Source organism: Bacillus solitudinis (genome assembly GCF_002797395.1).
GTDB lineage: Bacteria > Bacillota > Bacilli > Bacillales > Bacillaceae_D > Halalkalibacter_A > Halalkalibacter_A solitudinis.
Genome location: NZ_KZ454943.1, coordinates 3,903,675 through 3,927,159, shown reverse-complemented (window position 1 = coordinate 3,927,159; position 23,485 = coordinate 3,903,675). Strand labels below are relative to the sequence as shown.

Annotated in this window: 23 protein-coding genes and 2 pseudogenes; 4 read left to right on the top strand and 21 right to left on the bottom strand. The window is 38.1% G+C overall.

Features of this window, described 5'->3' with window-relative positions; genetic code table 11:
• Positions 1 to 30: 30 nt before the first annotated feature.
• The 13 genes from CEF19_RS24020 to uxaC form a co-directional block, all read right to left on the bottom strand.
• Positions 31 to 165 carry an ATP-binding cassette domain-containing protein gene (locus CEF19_RS24020; protein WP_157801015.1) on the bottom strand — a complete coding sequence of 45 codons (135 nt, stop codon included), beginning with the start codon at positions 163 to 165 and terminating at the stop codon, positions 31 to 33.
• Positions 149 to 913, bottom strand: a complete 765-nt coding sequence (locus CEF19_RS19185) for a class I SAM-dependent methyltransferase (RefSeq protein WP_100407558.1) — start codon at positions 911 to 913, stop codon at positions 149 to 151. Before CEF19_RS19185 ends, CEF19_RS24020 begins: the two co-directional genes overlap by 17 nt.
• A gap of 89 nt (positions 914 to 1,002) precedes the next feature.
• Positions 1,003 to 1,992: a CobW family GTP-binding protein gene (locus tag CEF19_RS19180; RefSeq protein WP_100407557.1), complete on the bottom strand. Its 990-nt coding sequence runs from the start codon at positions 1,990 to 1,992 to the stop codon at positions 1,003 to 1,005.
• 15 nt (positions 1,993 to 2,007) lie between these two features.
• Complete coding sequence (locus tag CEF19_RS19175; protein WP_100407556.1) at positions 2,008 to 2,400, bottom strand: (2Fe-2S) ferredoxin domain-containing protein; 393 nt, start codon at positions 2,398 to 2,400, stop codon at positions 2,008 to 2,010.
• A 552-nt stretch (positions 2,401 to 2,952) separates the two neighbouring features.
• Complete coding sequence (locus CEF19_RS19170; RefSeq protein ID WP_100407555.1) at positions 2,953 to 4,110, bottom strand: serine hydrolase domain-containing protein; 1,158 nt, start codon at positions 4,108 to 4,110, stop codon at positions 2,953 to 2,955.
• A gap of 544 nt (positions 4,111 to 4,654) precedes the next feature.
• Complete coding sequence (gene larC, locus CEF19_RS24015) at positions 4,655 to 5,119, bottom strand: nickel pincer cofactor biosynthesis protein LarC2 (RefSeq protein WP_100407554.1); 465 nt, start codon at positions 5,117 to 5,119, stop codon at positions 4,655 to 4,657.
• Positions 5,120 to 5,147: 28 nt separating this feature from the next.
• Complete coding sequence (locus tag CEF19_RS24010) at positions 5,148 to 5,987, bottom strand: nickel pincer cofactor biosynthesis protein LarC (protein WP_100407553.1); 840 nt, start codon at positions 5,985 to 5,987, stop codon at positions 5,148 to 5,150.
• The gene (gene larB, locus CEF19_RS19155; protein ID WP_100407552.1) at positions 5,984 to 6,739 is read right to left on the bottom strand and encodes a nickel pincer cofactor biosynthesis protein LarB; all 756 of its coding nucleotides are present in this window, start codon (positions 6,737 to 6,739) and stop codon (positions 5,984 to 5,986) included. Before larB ends, CEF19_RS24010 begins: the two co-directional genes overlap by 4 nt.
• Positions 6,740 to 6,770: 31 nt before the next feature.
• Positions 6,771 to 8,243, bottom strand: coding sequence for a gluconokinase (locus CEF19_RS19150; RefSeq protein ID WP_100407551.1), 1,473 nt, complete (start codon positions 8,241 to 8,243; stop codon positions 6,771 to 6,773).
• A gap of 70 nt (positions 8,244 to 8,313) precedes the next feature.
• Positions 8,314 to 9,111, bottom strand: a complete 798-nt coding sequence (gene larE / locus CEF19_RS19145; RefSeq protein ID WP_100407550.1) for an ATP-dependent sacrificial sulfur transferase LarE — start codon at positions 9,109 to 9,111, stop codon at positions 8,314 to 8,316.
• A 40-nt stretch (positions 9,112 to 9,151) separates the two neighbouring features.
• Positions 9,152 to 9,922, bottom strand: a complete 771-nt coding sequence (locus CEF19_RS19140) for an SDR family oxidoreductase (protein ID WP_100407549.1) — start codon at positions 9,920 to 9,922, stop codon at positions 9,152 to 9,154.
• Positions 9,923 to 9,955: 33 nt separating this feature from the next.
• Positions 9,956 to 11,227: a nickel pincer cofactor-dependent isomerase, group 22 gene (locus CEF19_RS19135; protein WP_100407548.1), complete on the bottom strand. Its 1,272-nt coding sequence runs from the start codon at positions 11,225 to 11,227 to the stop codon at positions 9,956 to 9,958.
• 30 nt (positions 11,228 to 11,257) lie between these two features.
• On the bottom strand, positions 11,258 to 12,658 hold the full coding sequence (gene uxaC, locus CEF19_RS19130; protein ID WP_100407547.1) for a glucuronate isomerase: 1,401 nt from the start codon (positions 12,656 to 12,658) through the stop codon (positions 11,258 to 11,260).
• 283 nt (positions 12,659 to 12,941) lie between these two features.
• Between uxaC and CEF19_RS19125 the strand changes: the two genes are divergently transcribed.
• Positions 12,942 to 14,108 (top strand): ROK family transcriptional regulator, encoded by a 1,167-nt coding sequence (locus tag CEF19_RS19125; protein WP_100407546.1) that lies wholly within the window; start codon positions 12,942 to 12,944, stop codon positions 14,106 to 14,108.
• 267 nt (positions 14,109 to 14,375) lie between these two features.
• Here the strand turns inward: CEF19_RS19125 and CEF19_RS19115 are convergent.
• From CEF19_RS19115 to CEF19_RS19095, 5 genes and pseudogenes are all read right to left on the bottom strand, one after another.
• A pseudogene (locus tag CEF19_RS19115) lies at positions 14,376 to 14,662 on the bottom strand (NADP-dependent phosphogluconate dehydrogenase); the annotation flags it as partial.
• A 55-nt stretch (positions 14,663 to 14,717) separates the two neighbouring features.
• The gene (locus tag CEF19_RS19110) at positions 14,718 to 17,120 is read right to left on the bottom strand and encodes a glycoside hydrolase family 31 protein (RefSeq protein WP_100407544.1); all 2,403 of its coding nucleotides are present in this window, start codon (positions 17,118 to 17,120) and stop codon (positions 14,718 to 14,720) included.
• A 102-nt stretch (positions 17,121 to 17,222) separates the two neighbouring features.
• Positions 17,223 to 18,518: a TRAP transporter large permease gene (locus CEF19_RS19105; protein ID WP_100407543.1), complete on the bottom strand. Its 1,296-nt coding sequence runs from the start codon at positions 18,516 to 18,518 to the stop codon at positions 17,223 to 17,225.
• Positions 18,519 to 18,560: 42 nt separating this feature from the next.
• On the bottom strand, positions 18,561 to 19,037 hold the full coding sequence (locus CEF19_RS19100) for a TRAP transporter small permease (protein ID WP_100407542.1): 477 nt from the start codon (positions 19,035 to 19,037) through the stop codon (positions 18,561 to 18,563).
• A gap of 89 nt (positions 19,038 to 19,126) precedes the next feature.
• Positions 19,127 to 20,176 (bottom strand): TRAP transporter substrate-binding protein, encoded by a 1,050-nt coding sequence (locus CEF19_RS19095; RefSeq protein ID WP_100407541.1) that lies wholly within the window; start codon positions 20,174 to 20,176, stop codon positions 19,127 to 19,129.
• Between the two features lie 396 nt (positions 20,177 to 20,572).
• Between CEF19_RS19095 and CEF19_RS19090 the strand changes: the two genes are divergently transcribed.
• Positions 20,573 to 21,565, top strand: coding sequence for a LacI family DNA-binding transcriptional regulator (locus CEF19_RS19090; RefSeq protein WP_100407540.1), 993 nt, complete (start codon positions 20,573 to 20,575; stop codon positions 21,563 to 21,565).
• Between the two features lie 231 nt (positions 21,566 to 21,796).
• On the opposite strand, the pseudogene CEF19_RS19085 reads toward CEF19_RS19090, so the two are convergent.
• A pseudogene (locus CEF19_RS19085) lies at positions 21,797 to 22,045 on the bottom strand (family 1 glycosylhydrolase); the annotation flags it as partial.
• 26 nt (positions 22,046 to 22,071) lie between these two features.
• Here CEF19_RS19085 and CEF19_RS24335 point away from each other — a divergent pair.
• Together CEF19_RS24335 and CEF19_RS23300 are read left to right on the top strand one after the other, a co-directional pair.
• Positions 22,072 to 22,380, top strand: a complete 309-nt coding sequence (locus tag CEF19_RS24335) for a helix-turn-helix transcriptional regulator (protein ID WP_100407539.1) — start codon at positions 22,072 to 22,074, stop codon at positions 22,378 to 22,380.
• Positions 22,381 to 22,754: 374 nt separating this feature from the next.
• Complete coding sequence (locus CEF19_RS23300; RefSeq protein ID WP_157801013.1) at positions 22,755 to 22,901, top strand: hypothetical protein; 147 nt, start codon at positions 22,755 to 22,757, stop codon at positions 22,899 to 22,901.
• 23 nt (positions 22,902 to 22,924) lie between these two features.
• On the opposite strand, the gene CEF19_RS23295 is transcribed toward CEF19_RS23300, so the two are convergent.
• Entirely contained in the window at positions 22,925 to 23,074 is a 150-nt protein-coding gene (locus CEF19_RS23295; protein ID WP_157801012.1) for a hypothetical protein, read from the bottom strand.
• Positions 23,067 to 23,456 (bottom strand): hypothetical protein, encoded by a 390-nt coding sequence (locus tag CEF19_RS19075; RefSeq protein WP_157801011.1) that lies wholly within the window; start codon positions 23,454 to 23,456, stop codon positions 23,067 to 23,069. Before CEF19_RS19075 ends, CEF19_RS23295 begins: the two co-directional genes overlap by 8 nt.
• Between the last annotated feature and the right edge of the window lie 29 nt (positions 23,457 to 23,485).

The window sequence follows — 23,485 nt, the reverse complement described above, 5'->3', positions numbered from 1 at the left end:
CAGTTGGTTTAAGCACTTTATAGAGCGTCTTTATAACGTCGATTTCCCACTCCCATTTGGACCAACTACCCCAACAAATTCTCCTTCGTTCCTATCAAAACGAACATCTTGAATAATGGCTTGGTGATTTAGTTCAGTCACTAACTTATTAAAACATAATTTCATTTTTCTCCACCTCCACCGTCCTTCGTTTCTGGCAAACATAAATCAACCTAGAGGATTCATTTTTTTCATACTTACTACCGTCATAATCACCAAACGTGTGGAGAATCGTAAACCCTACCTCTTCTAACATTTCATCCAATTTCCGACGTTCATATAATTTCACACGTTCCTCGTACTCTCTTAATACTCCTTTATCTTCTACCTTGATTTTCTTTACAACCGAATTGTTGATAATCATCCGATACTGAAGAATAGAAAGGTCATCGATGATATCCTTTGAAAAAGGAACAAGATGATTTTCCAAGAATGAAGGATTCAAATAATCAAAGACAAAGTATCCATTTGTTTTTAAAGCATGAAACACGTTTTTTAACACTTTTTTATTTTGTTCATCTTCATTAAAATATCCAAAGCTTGTAAAAAGATTTACCACGATATCAAAGTCATCTTTATAATACAGATCTCTCATATCTATACGTACATAATAAATATCTTTAGCGTAATCTTTCTTTTTGGCTTCATTTAATAAAGTCGGTGACAAATCAACCCCCGTAACATGAAAGCCTTGTTTCGCAAACCACCTACTATGCCTCCCATTTCCACAACATAAATCAAGTAATGACTGACCTCTTGTCGTTGGCACAAACTTCATTAATTGCGTTAACTCATTGTGAGCTAAGTCATCGTTACGGTGTTTATAGATTTTTAAATAGTCTTCATTAAAGTATTGTTCATACCACGTTTCCATTCGCCCTCCAATAACCGTTATTATTACGATTTATGTTTTGTCCTAGCTCTATCTAATTAAGAAGTAAGCTACTGAACGTAGCCTACTCCTTAACTGACAATACATGCGTTAAATTGTTTTTCTAGTTCTATCTTATCTAGATTTCTCCCAATGAAAACAAGCTCCGTTTTCCTATTTTCCCCTTCTTGCCACTTCTTATCAGGTCTACCTGAGAACAACATATGAAGTCCTTGAAACACAATTCGTTCTTGCATCCCTTCGATATTCAAAATTCCTTTATACCGAAGTAAGTCCTCTCCTTTTTCTTGAACCAAGTAATTGATCCAATAATCAACTTTGCTCATGTCTAGGGGCCTGTCTTCCGTAAATGCAACCGAGGATACACGGTCATCATGATGATGGTGATGATGCTCCTCTAGAAAATGAGGATTAACGGTTAGCTTATGGTCAACATTGAATGTGTGAATGTTTAATATGTCTTGTAGATTGATTTGGCAATTCTCAGCAAAGAGTCTTTTAGCTGTTGGATTCATTTGGCTCACCCTTGCTTCAAGTTGCTTGATTTCATCAGCTTTTATTAAATCTTGCTTATTAAAAACAATCACATCCGCAAAGGCAATTTGTTCCTGAGCTTCGTCTTTTTTATCTAAGTGTTTTGTAATGTGTTTACTATCGACTACTGTGACAATACTATCTATCTCAAACATCTCACTTAAGACTTCATCAACGAAAAATGTCTGCGCAACAGGAGCCGGATCAGCTAAACCTGTCGTTTCAATAATGACCTGATCAATATGTACATGTCCTTGTTCCATTGAAAAGTGTAAGGTACGAAGAATTTTAATTAAATCACCACGAACCGTGCAACAAATGCATCCATTGTTCATCTCGACAATTTCTTCCTCAGAATCCACAACAAGCTGATTATCAATCCCAACCTCGCCATATTCATTGACAATGACAGCGATCTTTTTATGATGCTTTTCAGTCAAAATCCGGTTAAGTAGAGTTGTCTTCCCAGCTCCAAGATAACCCGTTAATATGGTTACCGGAATTCTTGATTGTTTTGAAAAAACCATTTCATCACTACTCACTTAAAATTTTTTAGACACTTTCTTTACCTTTATCGGGTCTTTCGCAATCCCTTTTGAAATGCCCTCTTCACGGACGAACCCATCACCCGTGAATGTGTGACTTATTTTCCCGGTTAAATCTCGATTTAACACAAGTGAATTGACAAAGCTGCTTGCATCCTCAGGCTCCAATCCTTTGTACCAATCCCCTGAAGGATAAACGACTGCGACACAACGATCATCACACCGCCCATTACAACGAGTTCTTGTTGTATGGACAAGGTTATCTAAATTCCTTTTGGAAACCTCATCACGAATTGCTTGTGTGACCTCTTCAGCCCCCCAATTATTACAACTACTCCCATTACAAAACAACACATGAAGCTTCGTTTGACTTAGATCCCAAGTTGCCACTATAACACCTCTCCCAAATCGTTATCACTACGATTTATTAAACATGTTTAACCATTTCTCTTATAATTTATTCATTGGATTACAACAAATCGTAATCATTACGATTATAATCCTTACAAAGATAAGGTGTCAAATATAGGTCATTAAAAAGACTAATTACCCTGTAATTAGTCGATATTCTCCATCCACCGACTCTTCATCACACTTAACAAATCACACAAAATAATGTAAATAGTGAATGTTCTCTATCAAACTATTCTTTTTTAAATTTATACATTTTCCCCCTATTACACTGGCTTCCAAGTGATGAGGGCACCAATAATCCTCCTTCAAATACATTACCACAAATCGTAATAATTACGTTTTGCATTATAGTATATATCTTGTCTCTTGGCTAGGATTATTTTTCTTATTTTTAACGAAAACCAAAGATAATTAGATTAAACTACTATAATTTTTATAAGCAGAAGGGTTTCAAAAGAAATGTCAACAGCCTGAGTCCCCTATCGAACTCAGGCCGTCTTTAAAGAATCACTTAGGATATAGATACGTCTAAAGCGCACCGTAAATCACAGCCCGTAACCTTGGCTGGTGAATGGCTTCAAAGTTCGGTAACATTTGCTGCATATAGACAGCCGATAGTTTTTCTTTAGGATCAATCAGCACCCATGTTCCGGCTAAGCCTGACCACCCAAATTCGCCTATTGAACCGTTAATGCCTCCTTCTGCTGGGTCAATCATCGTTCTCACCCCTAAGCCATAACCATAGCCCTTTAGATAATCCCAATTATAGTGTCGTTTTTGTTCTGCTGTTAGATGGTTTGTGGCCATTAATTGGATCGTTTTTGAGCCGATAATCCGGGTACCGTTGAACTCTCCCCCATTTGCTAGCATATAGGCAAATCGACCGTAATCCCCTAACGTTGATAACAACCCCGCTCCCCCAGATTCAAACATCGCGTTCGGATGAAATTGCTCATCCGTCGTTTCATTTTTGATTAACGTTCCGTCCGCTTCACGGTTATAAATGGATGCAAGGCGATGTTTTTTATCTTCTGGGAGATTGAAAAACGTATCTCTCATTCCAAGTGGCTTAAAAATTTCCTCGTCTAAAAATTCACCAAACCTTTTGCCCGACACCACTTCAATCAATGCGCCAAGTACATCATGACTAAAACCATAGCGCCACTGGGTCCCAGGATCGAATGCTAACGGGATGGACGCAAGCAGTTTTGATAAATCCCGCGACGTCGAATTTTCACGTTGCGTCTTGTTCAACTCGCCTAGTGCCTTTGCAATCTGTCGTTCTGTTGGATTTCTATCTCCAGGATACGTTAAACCCGATGTCATCGTAAACAGGTCTTTCACAGTTATTGATCGTAATGCCGGCGAGACAACGGTTTCACCTTGTTCACTTCGATAAACCTGAGGATTTGTGAATTCTGGTAAATACTCCTCAAGTGGATCATTGAGCAAAAATAACCCACGTTCATACAGCATCAGTGCCGCCGTACATGTCACAACCTTGGTCATAGAGAAGATTCTGAAAATCGTATCTTCCTTTACCGGAATTTGAGATTCCTTATCTGCATACCCTACATAATCCTCAAATACAGTCCTACCTTGATGCATCACCATCAACGAGTTACCTGCAGGACCTTTTTCAACAAAGCTTCTTAATAATGGCTGAAGTTTTTGTAAAGATTCCAAACCTTATTCCTCCTTTAAAACAAGCGCTTATACTTTATAATTACGTTTATTTACTCTTACTCTTTCGACCAATACATCTTTTTTCCTTTTATTTAAACACGCTATGTAAAAACGAGTCCACTGAGTAAACTAGCCCTCTGAAGCGCAATGGATCTCCATATTACAAAAAGACCACTGAAAAGGAGATTTCACTTTTCAGTGGTCTTATCCTAATAACCTACACCTCATTGAAAACACTACGAGCAAAAAATAGAGTGGAACTCATTTATTCGATGAGTCAGGATGATAAAGAGATTCGCGTAGCGTCTACGTTTTGGTGACTCTTTTTAATCAGATAGATAATATTTGTAAAAAGGGACTTTCCACCTTGGATTTGGATCATTTGATTAGCAAAGAAATTGGCAATAGTCAGAGGAAATCGTTGAGAAGGCCTCATCCGAATGTATAACATCAAAGGAGGAATCACTGGGATGGTTCTTCCGCTCCCTTCGTTTTTGAAAGTAAAAAAGCCAAGGGGAACATCCCCTTGCTTCTTCCTGATCTCCTACTCCAATTGTCTCCATACCTGTTCGTATACGTTCTTCAAAGGAACATTATGGGTTTTCGCAATCTGTTTACACTCCTCAAACTCTGGTGCTCTTTGAACAACTTGTCCGTTATAAAACCCTTCCTTAACAGTGATAGGGCCCCATTTTGTTTCAACACTTCGAACCGATCTTTCCGCTCGAAACACCGTAATCGGGTAGTATCTGATCCCAAGTGTTGTTGTTTCTTTAAGTAGGATGTCGCGAATGGCTTCGAGTTTATCTCGGTTACATAACAGCTGAACTAAGACACCCGGCCTATTTTTTTTCATATAAATCGGTGTATAAAAGACATCATTCGCTCCACATTCAAAGAGCTGATCCATGACATACCCAAGCCATTCCCCAGAGATATCATCAAGATTCACTTCCACTTTTAACATCTGGTCGTCGATATGTTCCTCGTTTGGAGGATGAGAAACCATACTATTGCTCCTCTCAGTTCCAAATTAACTATATTCCGATTACAACTCGAAGTACATTTGGTCGGTCTTTAAACGTTTTCGTTCCTGCGCCATACCCTATTGCATTTACTTCCATTGAGGGAAAGGTCGAAAACTCTTCTGCTAAGACGGCCACAATCGCGGCACCTGTTGGAGTTGTCAGTTCAAATCTGACATCGCTTTGCTCGATCGGAACACCTTTTAATATTTCTAAGGTGGCAGGGGCCGGGACGGGGTAAACCCCGTGGTCAATTCGAATTCTCCCTGATCCGACTGGGATTGCAGAAGATTTTATTTTCTCGATGCCTAACTGCTCGATTAAAATTGAGGTTCCGACGATATCGATAATCGAATCAACGGCGCCAACTTCGTGAAAATGAACCTTCTCTAGAGGCAAGCCGTGTATATGACCTTCTGCCTCGCCGATTTTTTTAAAGATGCTCAGGGACATATTCTTTACTTTACTTGATAGTTCAGAAGACTCGATCATCTCGACAATATCTTGATACGCTCTGTGATGATGGTCATGCGTATGGTCGTCGTGATTGTGATGGTGGTCATGTCCATGATGGTGATGATCATGTTCATGATGATGGTGGTCCTCCCCATGGTGATGCCCATGATCGTGATGATGGGTCTCACCAGCATCTCCTTTTAATATGACATCAAACTTAGTACTTGTGATCCCATTTTTAACGACGCTGCCCCATTTAATTTCATATTCTTCTTCAATCGAAAGCTTCTTTAGTTCTTGTTTGAGAAGGACAGGGTCTCCGACCACATCAAGGAGCGCACCAATGACCATATCTCCGCTGATTCCAGAAAAGCAATCAAAATATAAGGTTTTCATTGTTGTCCTTCTCCTTTTTGAGCTAATTGATGAATGAGTACCGCGTTGTAGGCTGCACCAAAGCCGTTATCAATATTGACGACACTAATGCCTGATGCACACGAGTTTAGCATCGTTAATAATGCCGACAAACCGTTGAAATTGGCCCCATAACCGACACTTGTCGGGACGGCCAAAATCGGGTGGCTCACAAGACCGCCTACGACACTTGGCAGAGCGCCTTCCATTCCTGCGACGACAACGGAAACCGTGGCTTGTTGGATTTCTTCAATATGATTAAATAACCGATGAATTCCTGCGACGCCTACATCATAAAACCGGCGCACATTGCTTCCTAACGCTTCAGCCGTAATCGCCGCTTCTTCGGCGACCTTTAAGTCGGATGTACCTGCGCAAACAATCGCGATATACCCTTCCTTAGGCACGGTGGACTGTTCCTTTCTCCAAAAGAGAATTTGAGCGATTTCATGATAAGTGAATTCCGGAAACTCTTTTAAGATATGTGAAGCTTTGTCTTCTGAAATCCGTGTCACGAGTATGGAATTTCCATTTGCACGGATCGCTTGGACAATCGCGAGAATCTGTTCTTTTGTTTTTCCTTCACCATAGACAACTTCGGGAAATCCTTGTCGTTTTTCTCGATGGTGGTCCACCTTGGCAAAGCCTAAATTCTCAAAGGTTGCAAGCTGTTTCTTCGCATCCTCAATCGTTAACGTTCCTGTTTGTACTTGCTTTAGAATGTCTTCGAGCATAAATTGTCACTCACCTTAGTTAAAGTTCCTATTAAAAATGCTTTGCAATGTCTTTTGCTAACAGCTCATATTTTTGATAAATCTTAGCATATGCTTTATGGTTGGTCTCGTTTGGTAAAATGGGCGCATTCATCGGAATATGTTCTTTAATTTGTTCAAAAGACGAGACGTTTCCAAGCGCGACCAACCCTGTCCAGGCAGCGCCCCATGCCGCACTATGATGACTTTCCGAAACATAGACGTTCTTCCCGAATACATCTGCTAGCATTTGTAACCATAATGTCGACTGAGCTAATCCGCCATTGACATAAATCTTCTCAGGCACACCTGCTAGACGTTCTAAGCTCTTACCAATTTGAAAAAGATTAAACGTAATCCCTTCTAAAACGGCGCGAACGAAATGTTCTTTTTTATGAGTCACCGTCATCCCGAAGAAATTCCCTTTTGCGTGCTGATTCCATAACGGTGCTCGTTCCCCGTTAATATACGGTAGGAAAATAAGCCCCTCTGCACCTAGCGTCGTTTTCTCAGCTTCTTTTGTAAACTCCGTGAAACTGCCTTCATAATTGAGAAGTTCCTTTAACCATTGTAATGCAATTCCACCATTATTTGTTGGACCTCCAATGATGGAGTATTCGTCTGTAAATGCGTAACAGAACGTTTCTCGTTGGTCTGATACATGAAAGCCCTTTGCAAATTGCCTAATCGCACCACTTGTTCCTGCTGTAATCGCAACTTCACCCGGAGAAATCGCACCAATTCCTAGATTCGCTAATTGACCATCTGCTGCGCCCATCACAAATGGTAGATCGTCCGCAATCCCCATCTTTTCGGCAATGTCTTTCTTTACCCCTGTTAACACCTTCGTAGGCGGCACAACGTCTGATAGCTGTTCCTTTTTCACACCGGTCATCTCGAGTAATTCATCATCCCAATCTAAGGTCGTCGCATTAAATAGACCTGTCGCTGCCGCCATCGAATAATCGACGACACGTTGGTCAAACCACTTTACGAGGAGGTATTCTTTAATTGAGATAAAATAGCGTGCCTTTTGATAAGGCTCGTATCCTACTTCTTTCATCCATAATAATTTCGATAACGGGGCCATCGGGTGAATCGGAACCCCTGTTTTTTGAAAAATATTGGCGCCATCTTGTTGATTCAACCTGTCCGCTTGTCCACTACTTCGACCGTCAGCCCAAATCATCGCACGAGAGAGAGGACTATACCCTTCATCCACACAAAGAAGAGAATGCATCGCCGAAGAAAACCCGATCGTTATCAGATTTTCTTTTGGGATCGCCGCTTTCTCAATGGCTGCTCGAACGACAGTCACCGCTATTCTTTCAATTTCCACTGCATCTTGCTCCACCCAGCCTTGTTCAGGATAGTACGATGTAATCGCTTCTTCTGAATCTGCAACGACGTTCCCGTTTAAATCAAAGACAACGGCTTTGACACTTGTCGTTCCAAGATCAAGTCCAATCACGTATTCTTTTGACATTGCTTAGATTTCCCCCAATCTCGTTTCTTTCCACAGAAAAGACTTTGGAGCAATTCCAAAGTCTGTTTAATTAAGAAAGAACCTTATTCATACTTCCGCTCTTATATCCAATTAAATCTAACGTAATATATTTATAGCCGTATTTCGTTAATTCTTTTACGATCTCTTCATGATGGTTAAGTATAACACTCATATCATTTGGTTCAACTTCAATGCGAGCCATTTCATCATGTGTCCGAACGCGAACTTGACGGATATGAAGTGATTTTAAATACGCCTCGGCTTGCTCTACTTTCGTTAATTTCTCAATTGTGATTTTTTCACCGTAAGCAATTCTTGAAGAAAGACAAGCAAAAGAAGGCTTATTCCATGTTGGCAAATCGAATTCTCTTGATAGTTCTCTTATTTCATCTTTAAATAGGTTTGCCTCTTGAAGTGGACCTCGAATTCCCTTTTCTTTTGCCGCTTTCATTCCAGGTCGAAATTCATTTAAATCATCAGCAATCACGCCATAGACAATATTCTTGAATCCTCCCTTTTCCATGACTGGAATCAAGTGCTCGAACAAACTGTTTTTACAGAAATAGCAGCGATTCTTATCGTTCTCTGTATAACCTGGAATGGCTAATTCTGATGTTTCAATCACCTCATGTTTAGCCCCGATTTGTTTCGCTAATTCGATCGCCTCTTTTAGCTCTGTCGAAGGGTATGTTTCTGAATCGGCCGTGACGGCTAAGACCTGTTCCGGCCCTAGTGTGTCGACCGCTACTTTTAATAAAAACGTACTATCGACTCCACCAGAAAAAGCAACGACGACTGATTTCATTTCTCGGAGAATTGAAACTAATTGATGAAGTTTTTCATTCATTGTTGTCTTCTCCTTCCTCTATCAAATCGATACACCATGATTAAATCGTCATACTTCCAAAGCCGCCATCTACTCGAATCAGAGTCCCTGTAACAAAGCTAGATGCTTTTTCAGATGAAAGCCATACTGCCGCCCCTTGTAATTCTTCCGGATTTCCGAAACGATTCATCGGCGTATGATTCATAATCGATGCCACTCGTTCTTCACTTAAAATTTTACGATTTTGTTCTGCTGGGAAGAACCCAGGAATGATTGCATTGACACGAATGCCATGTGGAGCAAATTCTCTCGCTAAAAACTGAGTCATGCTGTTGACGCCGGCTTTTGATACGGAATACGTAAACACTTTCGAAAGTGGTGTTGTTGAAGACACAGAAGAGAGATTAATAATGCTTCCTTGTTTTCCAAGCTCAATCATTCTCTTCGCAAAGATTTGGCACGTAATCATCATACCTTTTAAATTAACATCCATAATATCATCCCACTCTTCTTCTTCAATTTCGAAGAATGGTGTTGCACTATTTTTTCCGGGTGCATTTAAAAGAATGTCAAAACCACCAGACCATGCTTCAATTTCTTTGACAACAGTTTCTAATGACTCACGATTACTCACATCCGCTTGGAACGCTTTGGCTACGCCACCTTTTGCCTCGATTTCTTGAACGACTTGATTTGCCTTTTCAAGATTACGACCGACAATGGCAACCTGTGCCCCGTGGTCTGTCAGTCCTTTTGCAATACATGAACCTAAAACACTATTTCCCCCAATGGCTACAGCTGTTTTCCCACTTAAGTCAAATAAATCTGACATCGTTAGTCCTCCTCGTTAATCTCCAGTTTATCTCTAAGCTTTTAAATTCCCATGTTCATTAAAATCAAGTTCATATGCAACCGTTAGTTGTTCCATATCAGGGTGTGCGTGGACATGGTCGAGTAACGCTTCTGATACTTCAATTTCGGCAATATCTAACGTATTTTTAATTCGCACCATTTTTACTTTTGTAAAGTCTAGAATATTACATGTTTTGATCGCTGCTTTTATCGCGTCTTGATCATTGGCTAAGGTTGTGGCGATTTTCGTTGGCGCACAAACCGTTGACGTTAATCCATTGGCATAGGTGACTTCACGATCCATCTGGTCAACGAGACGCTGGGTTGTAAAATCAGCCGTTCCGACTCCGTTTGCGTTCCCTTCTGATTGCGAAGTTAAATCAAGCACCACCATCTTATTCACATCCGGTCCACCTTTGGCATATGGCGTAGGGTAACGGCCGGTAATATTCGGGTCCATGCCATCTCCACTAATGTTCTTGCCAATCTCATCAATCACCAACACGTCAAATTTCTCAAAAAACAGTTTAGGTAGAAGCTGTTTTGCTAACGCTTGAAGGTCCGGCTCTTTCTCTTCGATTTCTTCAGCCGCTAGAACCTCGACTCTCGCTACTCGGTCAAAGGCATTTTCAAGTGTCGCTACTCCGAATAAAATCGGTGTTTTTTCCATCATCATTCGCGCCATGGCCGGAACATTCTCCGCCATATATTTAAAGCCTAATTGATGGGTCGCTTCTGCACCTTTTTGCTTACCAAGCCCAATACTAATCATTTTCATAATTCCGCTTTCAACTGGCCCTCTAAAAGCTGTGTGTGGCTTAATCCGATTAATTACAACGATTCCATCTGCAAGAGATGCATATTTGTCTATATAGACTGGTAATCCGTTTTCTAATTCACCTAGTTTGATCACTTCCATAGAAGAACGAATTTCCGCTTTTACGCTTTCTTCTGTTACACCTAAGTGAGCCAACACTTCACGTTGTCCTTCCGCCGTTGCCCCCCCATGACTTCCCATACTTGGGACAATAAATGGTGTAGCCCCCATATCCTTTAGAAACTGTACCGTTTTTGCTGTAACTTCCACAAGACGATCCATCCCTCGACTGCCGACAGCAATCGCAATTTCCATTCCTGGCTTTACTTTTGAGCGGATCGATTCTACTTGAAACTTTTCATCTAATGCCCGCTCTAAATCGTCTATTTTGGTATCATCAAAGTATTGCTTTACTTTTGCCATTTTTGGAACTGGAATGTCTTTTAATAAATCATGAAGAATACCCATCTTATCTGTGCTCCTTTAAAAATATTTCACTTAACGCTCTGAAAAATATTTTTGCGCATTATTGAATCCAATATTTTCAACCATGTTCTTAATTATCTTCTTATCATTTGGAACTTTTCCTTCTTCAACCCACTCACCAATAATGTTACATACAATTCTTCGGAAATACTCATGACGAACATAAGATAACAAACTTCTCGAATCGGTCGTCATTCCAATAAAATGACTTAAGACACCTAAGTTGGCCAGGTCTGTCATTTGTCTAAGCATTCCATCATATTGGTCATTAAACCACCAGCCAGAGCCAAATTGAACTTTCCCTGGTATGCCTTCTTCAAAGAAGTTCCCAGCCATGGTACCAAGTACATAATTATCTCGTGGATTTAAATTATACAACACCGTTCTAGGTAACGATCTTGCTTGGTCTAATGTATCTAAGAAACGTGATAAACCTTTTGCTAATTGATTGTCACCGATTGAATCAAAGCCACCGTCAGCGCCAATTAATTCACGCATATACGTATTGTTATTTCTAATTGCACCCATATGCAGCTGCATAACCCATTCTTTTTCAGCATACATCGTTCCTAGCTCGACAAGTAAATAAGAGCGATAGCCTATTAATTCCTCATTGGTAAGCTCTTCATTATTCATCCGCTTCATGAAAATCTTTTCAACTTCATCTTTTGATAATCGTTTATAACTCATTAGTTGAATATCATGGTCCGACGCGTAACATCCGTTCTCAGCAAAGTAATGAACTCTTTGTTTTAATGCCGTGACTAATCCATCAAGAGAATCAATTTTGATGTCTGATATAGCCTCCAGTTTTTTAAGCCAATCTTTGAAGCTATCTCTTTCAAGATAAAGTGCCTGGTCAGGACGGAAGGTTGGTGCGACTTCAACATCAAATGACCCATCTCTTAATAACTTATGGAATTCAAGCGTATCCGTAGGGTCATCCGTTGTTCCAACCAATGAGACATTTGATCGTTCAATAAACCGACGAGGCTTAAAATCCTCCGTCTGCAACTTTTCATTACATTCTTCCCAAATCTCAAGAGCCGTATCCGGTGATAAAAGCTTATCGATTCCAAAGTATGTTCTAAGTTCCATATGCGTCCAATGATATAATGGGTTTCCGAAAAGGTGAGGTACTGTTTCGGCCCATGCCTCAAATTTCTCCCAATCACTTGCATTACCTGTTATTAATGCTTCTTTCACTCCATGAATTCGCATCGCACGCCATTTATAATGATCTCCTGCAAGCCAAAGCTGTGTAATATTCTCGAAAGAATTATTTTCATAAATCTCTTTTGGACTTAAATGACAGTGATAGTCAAAAATTGGTAAGCCCTTCATTATTTGATGGTATAGTTCTTCAGCGGTTGAATTAGTTAATAAAAAAGCATCGTTTAAAAACGTTTTCATCTCATCACCCTCATACACACTATTTTGAAACTTTTTACTTTTTAATGCCTCTAGGATTGACACTTTTATGATATAATTTGGTTATCAATAATTTGTTAGTTTACCAAACTAATTAATATGTTGCCTGTAGAATATCATTTCTACTATTTCTCGTCAATATTTACTCCACTCTTTCTTTCATTAAATAATGATTGATTTTCTTTTACAGTGACAAAATGTACAATAATTTTATTAAACACATAAAGAATACGCTCTCGGCTCTATAGTTAAAGGAGGATTTTGCATGGCAACCGGCGATGCTGCTTATATAAAAAAAATAAATAGAAGTTTAATCATTAGTAAAATCATTGAAGAAGGAATGATTTCAAGAGCGGACTTATCAAAAATCACAAACTTAACAAGAGCTACGATTTCGGTTCAAGTAGCAGATTTATTAGATGAGGAATTAATTGTTGAATCTCAGCAAGAACATCATACCGTTGGAAGAAAACCGATTATGCTTTCTCTCAATCGAACTGCTGGTAATGCATTAGGAATCGATTTGGATTATAAGCACATTACGTTTACATTAGCGGATTTAGGTGGAATTCCTATCCAAACGGACGTGATTGAATTAACGAATTCTCATTATCATGAAGTCGTTGCATTAATCGTTACACAAATAAAAAAGTATGCGGCGCAATGTTCGGACAGCCGTTACGGACTGATCGGCGTTGTCATCGGCATTCATGGGATCGTGTCAAAAAATGAAATGGTCGATTTTGTTCCTCAACACAAATGGGAAAACAAAAACGTAAAAGGCGATTTAGAAAAAGAAATTAATATACAGATACAGATTGAGAATAATGCCAACTTATGCTCTTTTGCAGAAAAAGTCTTTCGGCATCATCACAGTGAAAATTTACTAAGCATCAGTATGTATTCAGGCATTGGGCTAGGCGTTTTAATCGCTGGCGAGTTCCTTAAAGGATTTCATGGGTATGCAGGAGAAATGGGCCACATGATTATTATCCCAGATGGAAAACCATGCAATTGTGGAAACTTAGGATGTTGGGAACTATATGCTTCAGAAGCTAGCTTCTTTTCACAGTTAAATGAATTGCATCAGAAAGAGTTAACCTATGAAGATGTTCAGAACTTGATTCGTAATCAAGACCCATCAACGATTCACCTTTTAGACCAATACATTAAATATGTGGCGATTGGCTTAAACAATGTGATTAATTTATTAAATCCAGAAACATTAGTGTTGAATAGTGAATTATTGAAATCTTATCCGGCCGGAATTGATAAACTCAAATCCTGCCTAACTTCCTCTGTTAGTCACTATAATGAATTATTGGTTTCTGACCTTGGGAAGGATGCAGCCGTCATGGGTGCCTGCGCATTTTCAATTAAACACTTTTTAGGTGTTCAGAAGTTAAATATTACAATTAACAACGAAAGTTAGCTTTTTTGCAATAGTGGAAAAGACGCTTCAGACCGTAGACAACGCCTTTGAGAAAGGATTCTAGAAGGCGTTTAACGTGTTTTTGCCTATTTGTGGTTGGTGTTCAAACAGATCACTGTCTCGCAATTGTGACAGTGATATTAAAAAGGAAATGGATTCCTGTTTTATCTCTAAAAAAGCGGACGATAGCGGGTTCGAAGCATTTACTCAAAATAAGGGGATGTCTCAAGGTCTTAAACAACCTTTTGAGACATCCCCTTTTCCATTCTATTTCATCCAGTTTGTATGAAAAACGCCTTCTTTATCGATACGTTGATACGTATGAGCACCAAAAAAATCACGCTGAGCTTGCAATAAATTTGCAGGTAGCGTCTCACTACGATAACTATCATAATACGCGATCGCATCTGCAAAAGCTGGTACCGGAATATCATCGCAATCTTTCCATAATTAAAATCCCAATTGTATTCCTCAGACGCCGCTCTCATTTGAGCAAAACCTTGAGCATAGGAAACAATTTCCCTTAGATACAGAGCCTTACGTACAGCTTCAATAAATCCACATTTTAATACTTATTTAATAAAAAGAGGCATTAAATGCCTCTCTTTACTACTCCAAACCTACACTATAATAGTCATTTTCTTTTGTAACTTCCTGTCCATTTACTAATAACTTTCGGTCTTCATTTTCAGGCAAATAGAAACGAAGAGATGAATATGGAAGTTTATAATTACCTTCGATTTTGTAACTTACATTAATTGTTTCGGAATCCGCATTCATTTCAACCGAAACAGTCGTGTGATTTTCTTTGTAATTTACTGAAATACCATCATCCTCATAAAGCACATAAGAAGCACTAGCTTCTTGCTTGTGTGGGAATAATAAGAATCCTCGCTCATCTTTATCCTTATTTGCAAATGAAGAATCAGCATCGTTAATTGGAATGATACTTCCACCTTTTATTAATAAAGGATTATAGTTTAATGGTGCAGGGATAGACACGGTTTGCCCACCTTCATACCATTGAGATGTGTGATAATCATACCATCCACCTTCATACTTTGGTAAATACACGCTTCTCTCTCTTTGGCCTTTCTCGACAACTGAAGCGACCAACATAGATTCTCCAAGCATGAAATCATCGTTCTCTTCAAATGTTTTCTCATCCGCTTCGAATTCGTAGAACGTTGGTCTTAGAATTGGCTCATACTTTTCATGTGCATGAAATAGTGCTGTGTATAAGTAAGGAATGATACGATGACGGAACTTAATCAAATCACGGATATTACTCGTCGTCTCTTCATACATCCAAGGAACATTTACAGTTTGGTCTTCATTCCAAGAATGGATCGTAAAGCGCGGGTGGAAAATTCCATTTTGTACCCATCTTAGTAGTAATTCAGGTTCAGGAGCTGGTCCCGAAAATCCACCGATATCATGACCAATGTTATAAATACCAGATAAGCTTAAACCAACACCCATCTTAATATTGTATTTTAGCGATTTCCAACTCGTATAGTTATCACCAGACCATGTTTGAACGTAACGCTGCATTCCAGGACTACCCGATCTCGAAATTAAATAAGGTCTAACCTCAGGCGCAAATTCCTTTTGTGCTTCATAAGAGGCTTTCATCATGAGAAGTGGCTGTAATGAACGTACAGCTTCAAAATTCAATTTCTCACCAAATCCATTAACTGTCGCATCTTTAGACCAAATCTCAAATTCGTTATTATCATTCCATGTAGAATCAATTCCGTATTCTAAAAGCTGCTCGGTCACCTTTTGTTTCCACCACTGAACAGATTCCTCATTCGTAAAATCAACATAGGCACCAACTTCATCCCAGAATTGCGACATTTCTGCTTGTCCGTCACCACCTGCAATGAACATATTTGCTTCTTTTAGTTCGTTAAAAAGAGGATGGTCTTTTAACAACGCTGGTTTAATATTCGCGCAAAGCTTAACTCCCTTTTCATGGTACTCGTCGATAAACCCTTTTGGGTCAGGGAATTTATCGGTATTCCAGTTAAACACATACCGTTTATCCCCAATTGATGTGTATCCCGAAGATAACTGGAAAGAGTCACAAATAATATCGTGTTCTTCACACTCTTCAATAAATTTCTTTAACTGATTTTGTGCATCAGGAGCATCTGTGTAGGTCATAGTCGAACCAGAGTATCCAAAACTCCACTTAGGAGCGAAAATAGTTTTTCCAGTTAACCAAGAGTATTTTTTTACAACATCTTTTACTTTTGGTCCTAAAATCACGTAATAATCCAAATCGCCGTCTAGAGATTGATAATATCGATAGGGACCATGATAATTATCCATTTCATTTCCCATGTCGAACACACTTTGTGCCATATTATCATAGAAAATACCGAAAGAAATGTTGGTTTGAGTATTTCTCGTGATATAAAACGGAATATGTTTATATAATGGGTCTGTATATTGAGCATCATAGCCCATTGGGTCAATGCTTAACATACGATAACGTTTTCCGTAACGATCCGTTTCACCACTTTTCTCACCTAGCCCAAAATACTGTTCATCTCTTGTACGTTGCAAATAATGAAAGTTTCCCTCTCCTAGAGAATCATCAAAATTATAGGCTTGTGTACTACGGTCAGCCGCTATTTGCTGTACATTCCCCTCACTGTCTTTGGAGAACCAAGTGATTTTAAAACCATCTAAATCAATAGCCAATTTTAAACGTGTGGATTCAACAGTAAAATTTCTTCCTTCATTTTCATACGTATATTGTGGTAACGAAAAGGGCGATAAGTCAAAACGATCTCTACCTTTAAGAGGAACATCATCCATTCCTGGTGCAACCAGCCAAGTGTTTTTTACATTAAGCTCATCACCTTTTGTCATTACAACCCGAATCATATCTTCTTCTAACACCATTACTCTTGCTATAACTTCAGAATTGTCCAATTGGAACGTTAAAACATTATCTTTTTGATTTAAAAATTGAAATTGATAGTTTTCTCTTAAAGACATAAAACTCACCTTTTCTTTTAGTGTCGGTATATATGATGTACATGTTTAAAGCGCGTGGTAACTTCCATCTCTTGTGTAAATAATCACGTTATTAAATATTCATTAATAACCAAGTAATTTTGGCAGAATCATAGTAATTTCTGGTATATATGTTACAATAAGCAAAACGGCAATAATCGCTACATAGAATGGTATAAGAGGTTTTATCACATCTTCAATATCTAAATTTGCAATACTTGCCCCAACAAAAAGCGCACTTCCAACCGGTGGTGTAATATTTCCAATACTTAAATTTAAAACCATCATAATTCCAAAATGAATAGGGTCCATTCCGAAACTTGTTACAATCGGTAAAAATATCGGTGTAAAAATCAGAACAGCTGGTGTAATATCCATGAAAGTACCGATAAATAATAAAAATACATTTAGAATTAATAGGATAATAATCGGATTTTCTGATATCCCCATAATCAATTGACTAAGAGCAGTAGGCATACCTGTGAATGCCATTACCCATGACATAACAGAAGAAGCAGCTACAAGTAACATAATAACTGAAGTAATTTCAACAGTTTCCATTATAATTTTTGGCAAATCCGAAAGTTTAACAGTACGATAAGCCATCGCCAAAATAAATGTATAGGCTACTGCCACAGCTGCAGCTTCAGTTGCAGTGAAAATCCCACCTAGAATCCCACCAATAACAATGACAATCAACATTAAGCTAGGAACTGCATCTAAAAATGTTTTAAAGGCTACTTTTAAAGGGACTCTCTCAGATACAGGATATTTATTGCGTTTTGCAATAAAGAAACCAACAACCATACAAGCTAATCCCCATAAAATTCCTGGTAAATAACCTGCGATAAATAAAGCGGCAACAGATGTCCCTCCACTTACTAAAGAATAAATAATCAATATACCACTTGGGGGAATAATTAATCCGGTTGGTGCAGAAGCAATATTCACTGCAGCTGAAAATTTCGGGTCATATCCTTCTTTCTTCTGTAAAGGCCCCATTGTTCTTCCAATTGCTGCTGCTGCTGCAACAGATGAACCTGAAAGAGAACCAAATAACATATTTCCCAATACGTTTGCATGAGCTAAGGAACCTGGCATTTTCCCGACAAGCACTTTCGCCAAATTTATGAGTCGTTCGGCGATCCCACCATTATTCATTAAGATACCTGAAAGAATGAAAAAAGGAACTGCTAACAAGGTAAAGCTATCAAGTCCTGTTACAATTTTTTGTGCTGCTGTAAAAACAGCCATATCCATCGGTAAAATGGTAAGGATAGTAACCAGAGAAGCAATTACAATACTTATCGAGATAGGCACACTAATAACAAGCATGAGTATAAATACGGTAACTAAAACAAGTCCTGCTTCTAATGCCATAAAACCTCACTCCTTTCTACTAAAACCTTCAAATTATTATGATTATTCATTATGAATTGGCTTTGATTTTGTGAAATACTCCTTCAAATGAACGATTAAATAAAATAAAAATAAAACTCCTGAAACTACTAGACTTAAATATAAATACTGTATTGGCATTCCTATCGCAGATGAAACTTGCCCAATTGCATTTTGATACGCTTTTATTCCACCGAAAAGGAGAATAACAACAATAAATATCATGACTATTGCTTCAACAAGTAAACGCACAATTATTTGATATTTTTCGGGTATTTTTCGAGCAACAAAAACAACGGCTAAATGTTTCTTCTTCCCGTATGCATAAGCTGCACCAACCATTGTCAGCCAAATAAGAGAATATCTTAAAAATTCCTCTGAAACCGTACTTGGTGAATTTAAAACAAAACGAGTAAACACTTGCCAACAAGCTACGATAACCATCACGGTCATTAAGGAGCATGTTAAAACTGCTGTAACCGTATCGACTATTTTTCTCATAGGCTTTGACACCCTTCTCTTAATATTTTATAGGCCTCTTTTTCTGAAAAACAACCAACCAGAAAATAGAGGCCTATTATTCCTATAACTTATTTTAGATGGCTTTGGAAGTCATCAAAGTATTTTACATTGGTTTCATTTTCTGCTTTAAATTTCTCATGAAGTGGTGTTGCCGCATCAATAAAAGCTTGCTTATCAATCGTATAGAATTCCACTCCCATTTCTTCCGATGCGGTGATAGATTCTTGAATTGCTGTAGACCATACTTCTTTATGGCTTTCGGATGAAGCATCTGCTGCATCTGAAATTGCTTGTTGCTGTTCTGATGAAAGACTATCCCATGTTTTAGTACTTATAATTAATACATCTGGTACATATTGATGTTCAGTATACGTATACGCTTTCGCTACTTCACCATGTTTACTGTTTACTAAAGCTGTTTCATTATTTTCTGCTCCATCAATAACCCCTTGTTGAAGAGAAGTATAAACTTCACCATAAGCCATTGGTGTTGGTGCTCCACCCATCGCTTCAATCATTGAAATGGACGTTGGACTTTCTTGTACACGAATTTTTAAACCTTTCATATCAGCAGGAGACTCTACTTTTTTATCAGCTGTATAAATACTGCGCTGACCCGCATCATACCAGCCAATAGCTACAAAACCTTGGTCTTCAGTACCTTGGAAAATTTCTTGTACAGCTTCACTATTATCCATTACTTCGTGATAGTGCTCTTTACTTTGAAAGACAAATGGAAGTGAGAAAATTGAATAATTTGAATCAAACGCTTCCAAAGCACTTGCACTTACCTTCGCCATTGGAAGTGTACCTGACTTTACAAGCTCAATCACATCACGTTCTTGCCCTAATTGTCCGTTCGGGAATACTTCAATTTTTACATTCCCCTCTGAATTTTCATCCGTAAGATTTGACAACTCTATTAAAGAAGTATGAATAGGATGATCTTCTGGCTGGTTATGTGCTAATCGTAAAGAAACTGCCTCTGCACTACTTTCATTTGGAGAGCTTTCATCTCCGCTATTAGTTTCGGTGTTCTCTGTATTATCGGTCCCACACGCAGCTAATAATGAAACTGATAAAAATCCTGTTGCTAACATTTTAAATATTTTTTTCATCTAAGTTTCCCCCTCTTATTTAAAATCATGTAATAAACCGACGTTGTTAAGTTGTAATCCCTTTCAAATACGTTCATAATCAAAGTAACTATAACAACTGATTACTAATATGAGACTAAACCATTATCCAGCAATTAAGAACACGTTTTCCGAAATTATAAATACGTTTTCATTTTTTAACCGAATAATAATAACGTGATTATTACATTTTTTATTTTATTTCATAAATCACAAAAATTCAAGTCCTTTTTCTACATTTTTTTGTTTTAATGGCTTGAAAGCGTTTGACATTCTTCTTTTTTACTGTGAAAATATATTTAATTACTCATTTTCTTTCATTTTATAATAACGTGATTATCTATTTGTAAAAATAATTTATATAGTTGGTGAATTTACATGAAAATAACAATTAAGGATATTGCTAAACAACTCGGCGTAAGCCATTCCACCGTTTCAAAGGCATTAAATGATAGTCCGCTGGTTAGACAAGATACTAAAGATAAAATTATTAAACTTGCAAAAGAAAAGGGCTATGAACCTAATTATGCTGCACAAAGACTTGTTTCTAAAAAATCTAATGTTATTGGCCTAATCTGGCCAACATTAGAACGTGTTGCACCCTCTACATTAGTAACAAAAATTAATGAAGAGGTTTCCAACCACAACTATAAAATGATTTTATCAATTGATTCAATTGAAGAATCAATTGAAATGTACAAACGTTTCCAGGTCGATGGCGTGATTTTGTTTAATAAAGACAACATCGACTTACCAAAAACGATATCTTTGCCATGTGTTACGTATGGTGTTAGTAAGGATGTATCCATTCCTGTCATCGACGTAAATTATAAAGAAGCAATGAACACCGCCGTGGAATACTTATACCATTTAGGTCATGAAAACATTGCTTTTGTTGGAGACTTTTCCTTTACTGATGAGCGACAAGTTGAAAAATATACTGGGTTTCATCAATCAATGGAAAAGTTAAACCTTCCCGTTAGTAATCAAAACTTGATTAACACGAGAGGATTAGATTGGTACGATGGATATACGGCGACTATTAATCTCTTAAATTCCTCTTTTAAGCCTACTGCGATCATCGGGTCAAGTTATGATATAAGTGCAGGGATTGTTCGTGCATTAAGACAAGCTAATTATATTATTCCAAAGGATATGTCGGTCATTAGTTATGATAATATCCCACAATTAGAGAATCTAGAGGTACCGTTAACAAGTGTTGGTGTCCCTGTAGAAGTAATTGCAGAAAATATGGTGAAAACGTTATTATCTTTTATTAATAACCCAGATACAGTCCCTGCTAGTCAAACATTAACACCGAGAATTTCAGAAAGAACATCTTGTGCCTTAGCTAGAACGATCATGAACTAATGTGCAATTTGCAAACAAAGAGGATGATAGAAAAAGAGACCGCAAAAACCATTACCTCAAAGGATAATGCATCGCGGTCTCTTACATCTTCCCTTGCATAGCCTCCTATGAAGTTCGTGTTCCTAGAGGCGGAGATTTGCCGCCGACTTCCTTCTGATTCCGGGTCACCCCTCGGGAATCTTGGGAAGAAGCAAGAGAATCATCCCTTGCTCCTTTCCTACCCCTTTCAACTTACATCCTTCCCCCATTGCTACTAATGACATCCTTATACCAATAGAAAGATTTCTTTCTCTTTCTTTCCATCGTTCCACTTCCATCATCATGCTTATCAACATAGATGAACCCATAACGCTTTGAAAATTCTCCTGTTGAAGCACTAACTAAGTCAATACATCCCCAGCTTGTATAGCCCATTAGGTTCACACCATCTTCAATCGCTTCACCCATTGCTTCAATATGACTACGTAGATAGTCAATACGATTCACTTTACTATTCAGAAAGGATAATGCAATGGTTAGAAGAGCATTATATGGAGCCCTTTGACTTGGGACTATTATCAGATGAGCTTCATTTATCAAAGTCATATGTCTCAAGAATATTCAAACGCGAAACTGGGAGTAGCTTAACAGAGTATCTTACTATTCGGAGAATCAAGCAAGCTTGTCAATTACTACAGATGACCAATAAACCTATAGAATTAATTGGTGAAAGCGTAGGCCTTGGGAGTGTCTCATATTTTATTCATATATTTAAGAAAAACATAGGAACTACTCCACATCAATATAGACTTTCTCATCAGACGATTCATAAATAAAACCAGATGAGCTTTTACTAGCTACGGTGCGGCCTTGAAAAATAGACAAATTCCCCTAAAGAAAAGCATGATACCTTTGACAACTTTGAGGGGACTCAGAAGTTAAACAAAGATAAATGTACACGTTACATCCTTAATTCTCATGATAAAAGGCACAAAGTATATTCTTTGTGCCTTTTAAGCCTATTTACTTGTTCAACTACGCCCCCTAAGTTAATCAAGGTGATATGTCTTAATATTAACTTTTTCGTAAACCTACCCTATTTTTACTTTTCTACTAAAAAATTAGATTTTATACGTTTCTCCATTGTCATGCTTGGCAAGACTAGGCATAGACATAAGTAAGAGGAAACTAAGAGACAGGAGTGAGAAGGTTGGGGAAGATCATTCATCTACACTCAAAGCCAAAGCAACTTCATCTAGGAGACCGCAAAGAGAATTTTAATAAGCGGTTCGAATCAATTGAACGGAAGAAGCAAGCCATTGAGAAAATGAAGAAGAACCTAAAAAAGGATAAATAGCACTTGGCTATCTACCCTTTGTATTACGCTTTTGCTTTTTGACATTTTTGATTCTGGCTGTTTTTGATTTCTTCTACTCGACGACGAATATCTACTTTACTTTGTTCTAGTTTCCGTTGACGATCTCGATTGATATCTTTTTGAGATTTGAATTGAATAATATGGTTAGCCATGTTTATTCGCCTCCTTTAGCGTAGTATGGTCAGTTTGTTGCATCCGTTCCGTAATTAAGCACAGCGCATGAATTAAGCGATATACTTCTCTTGAATCTATTATATCATTTTTTACCAATAAGTGATTAACTTTTTGTTTATCTGAATCAAAATGAAAGTTATAGACCCACTGCTTGTCTCTATCTATGTTCATTTTCACGGAAACAATCGTGTGGTTCTCATACGGGTGATTAATAACGGGTTGTTTCATATCCTTTTTAATCACTTCGACGACACCCCAATCTTCATAATAAGGATTGTCAATATCTATTATCTTGGGTGTTCGACCTGATGTACCTACATCCTCTAGCTTATGTAATTCTCTACCCCTAAGTTCGTGCAAAAAGCCCATCACCATTTTTGGCAATGAGC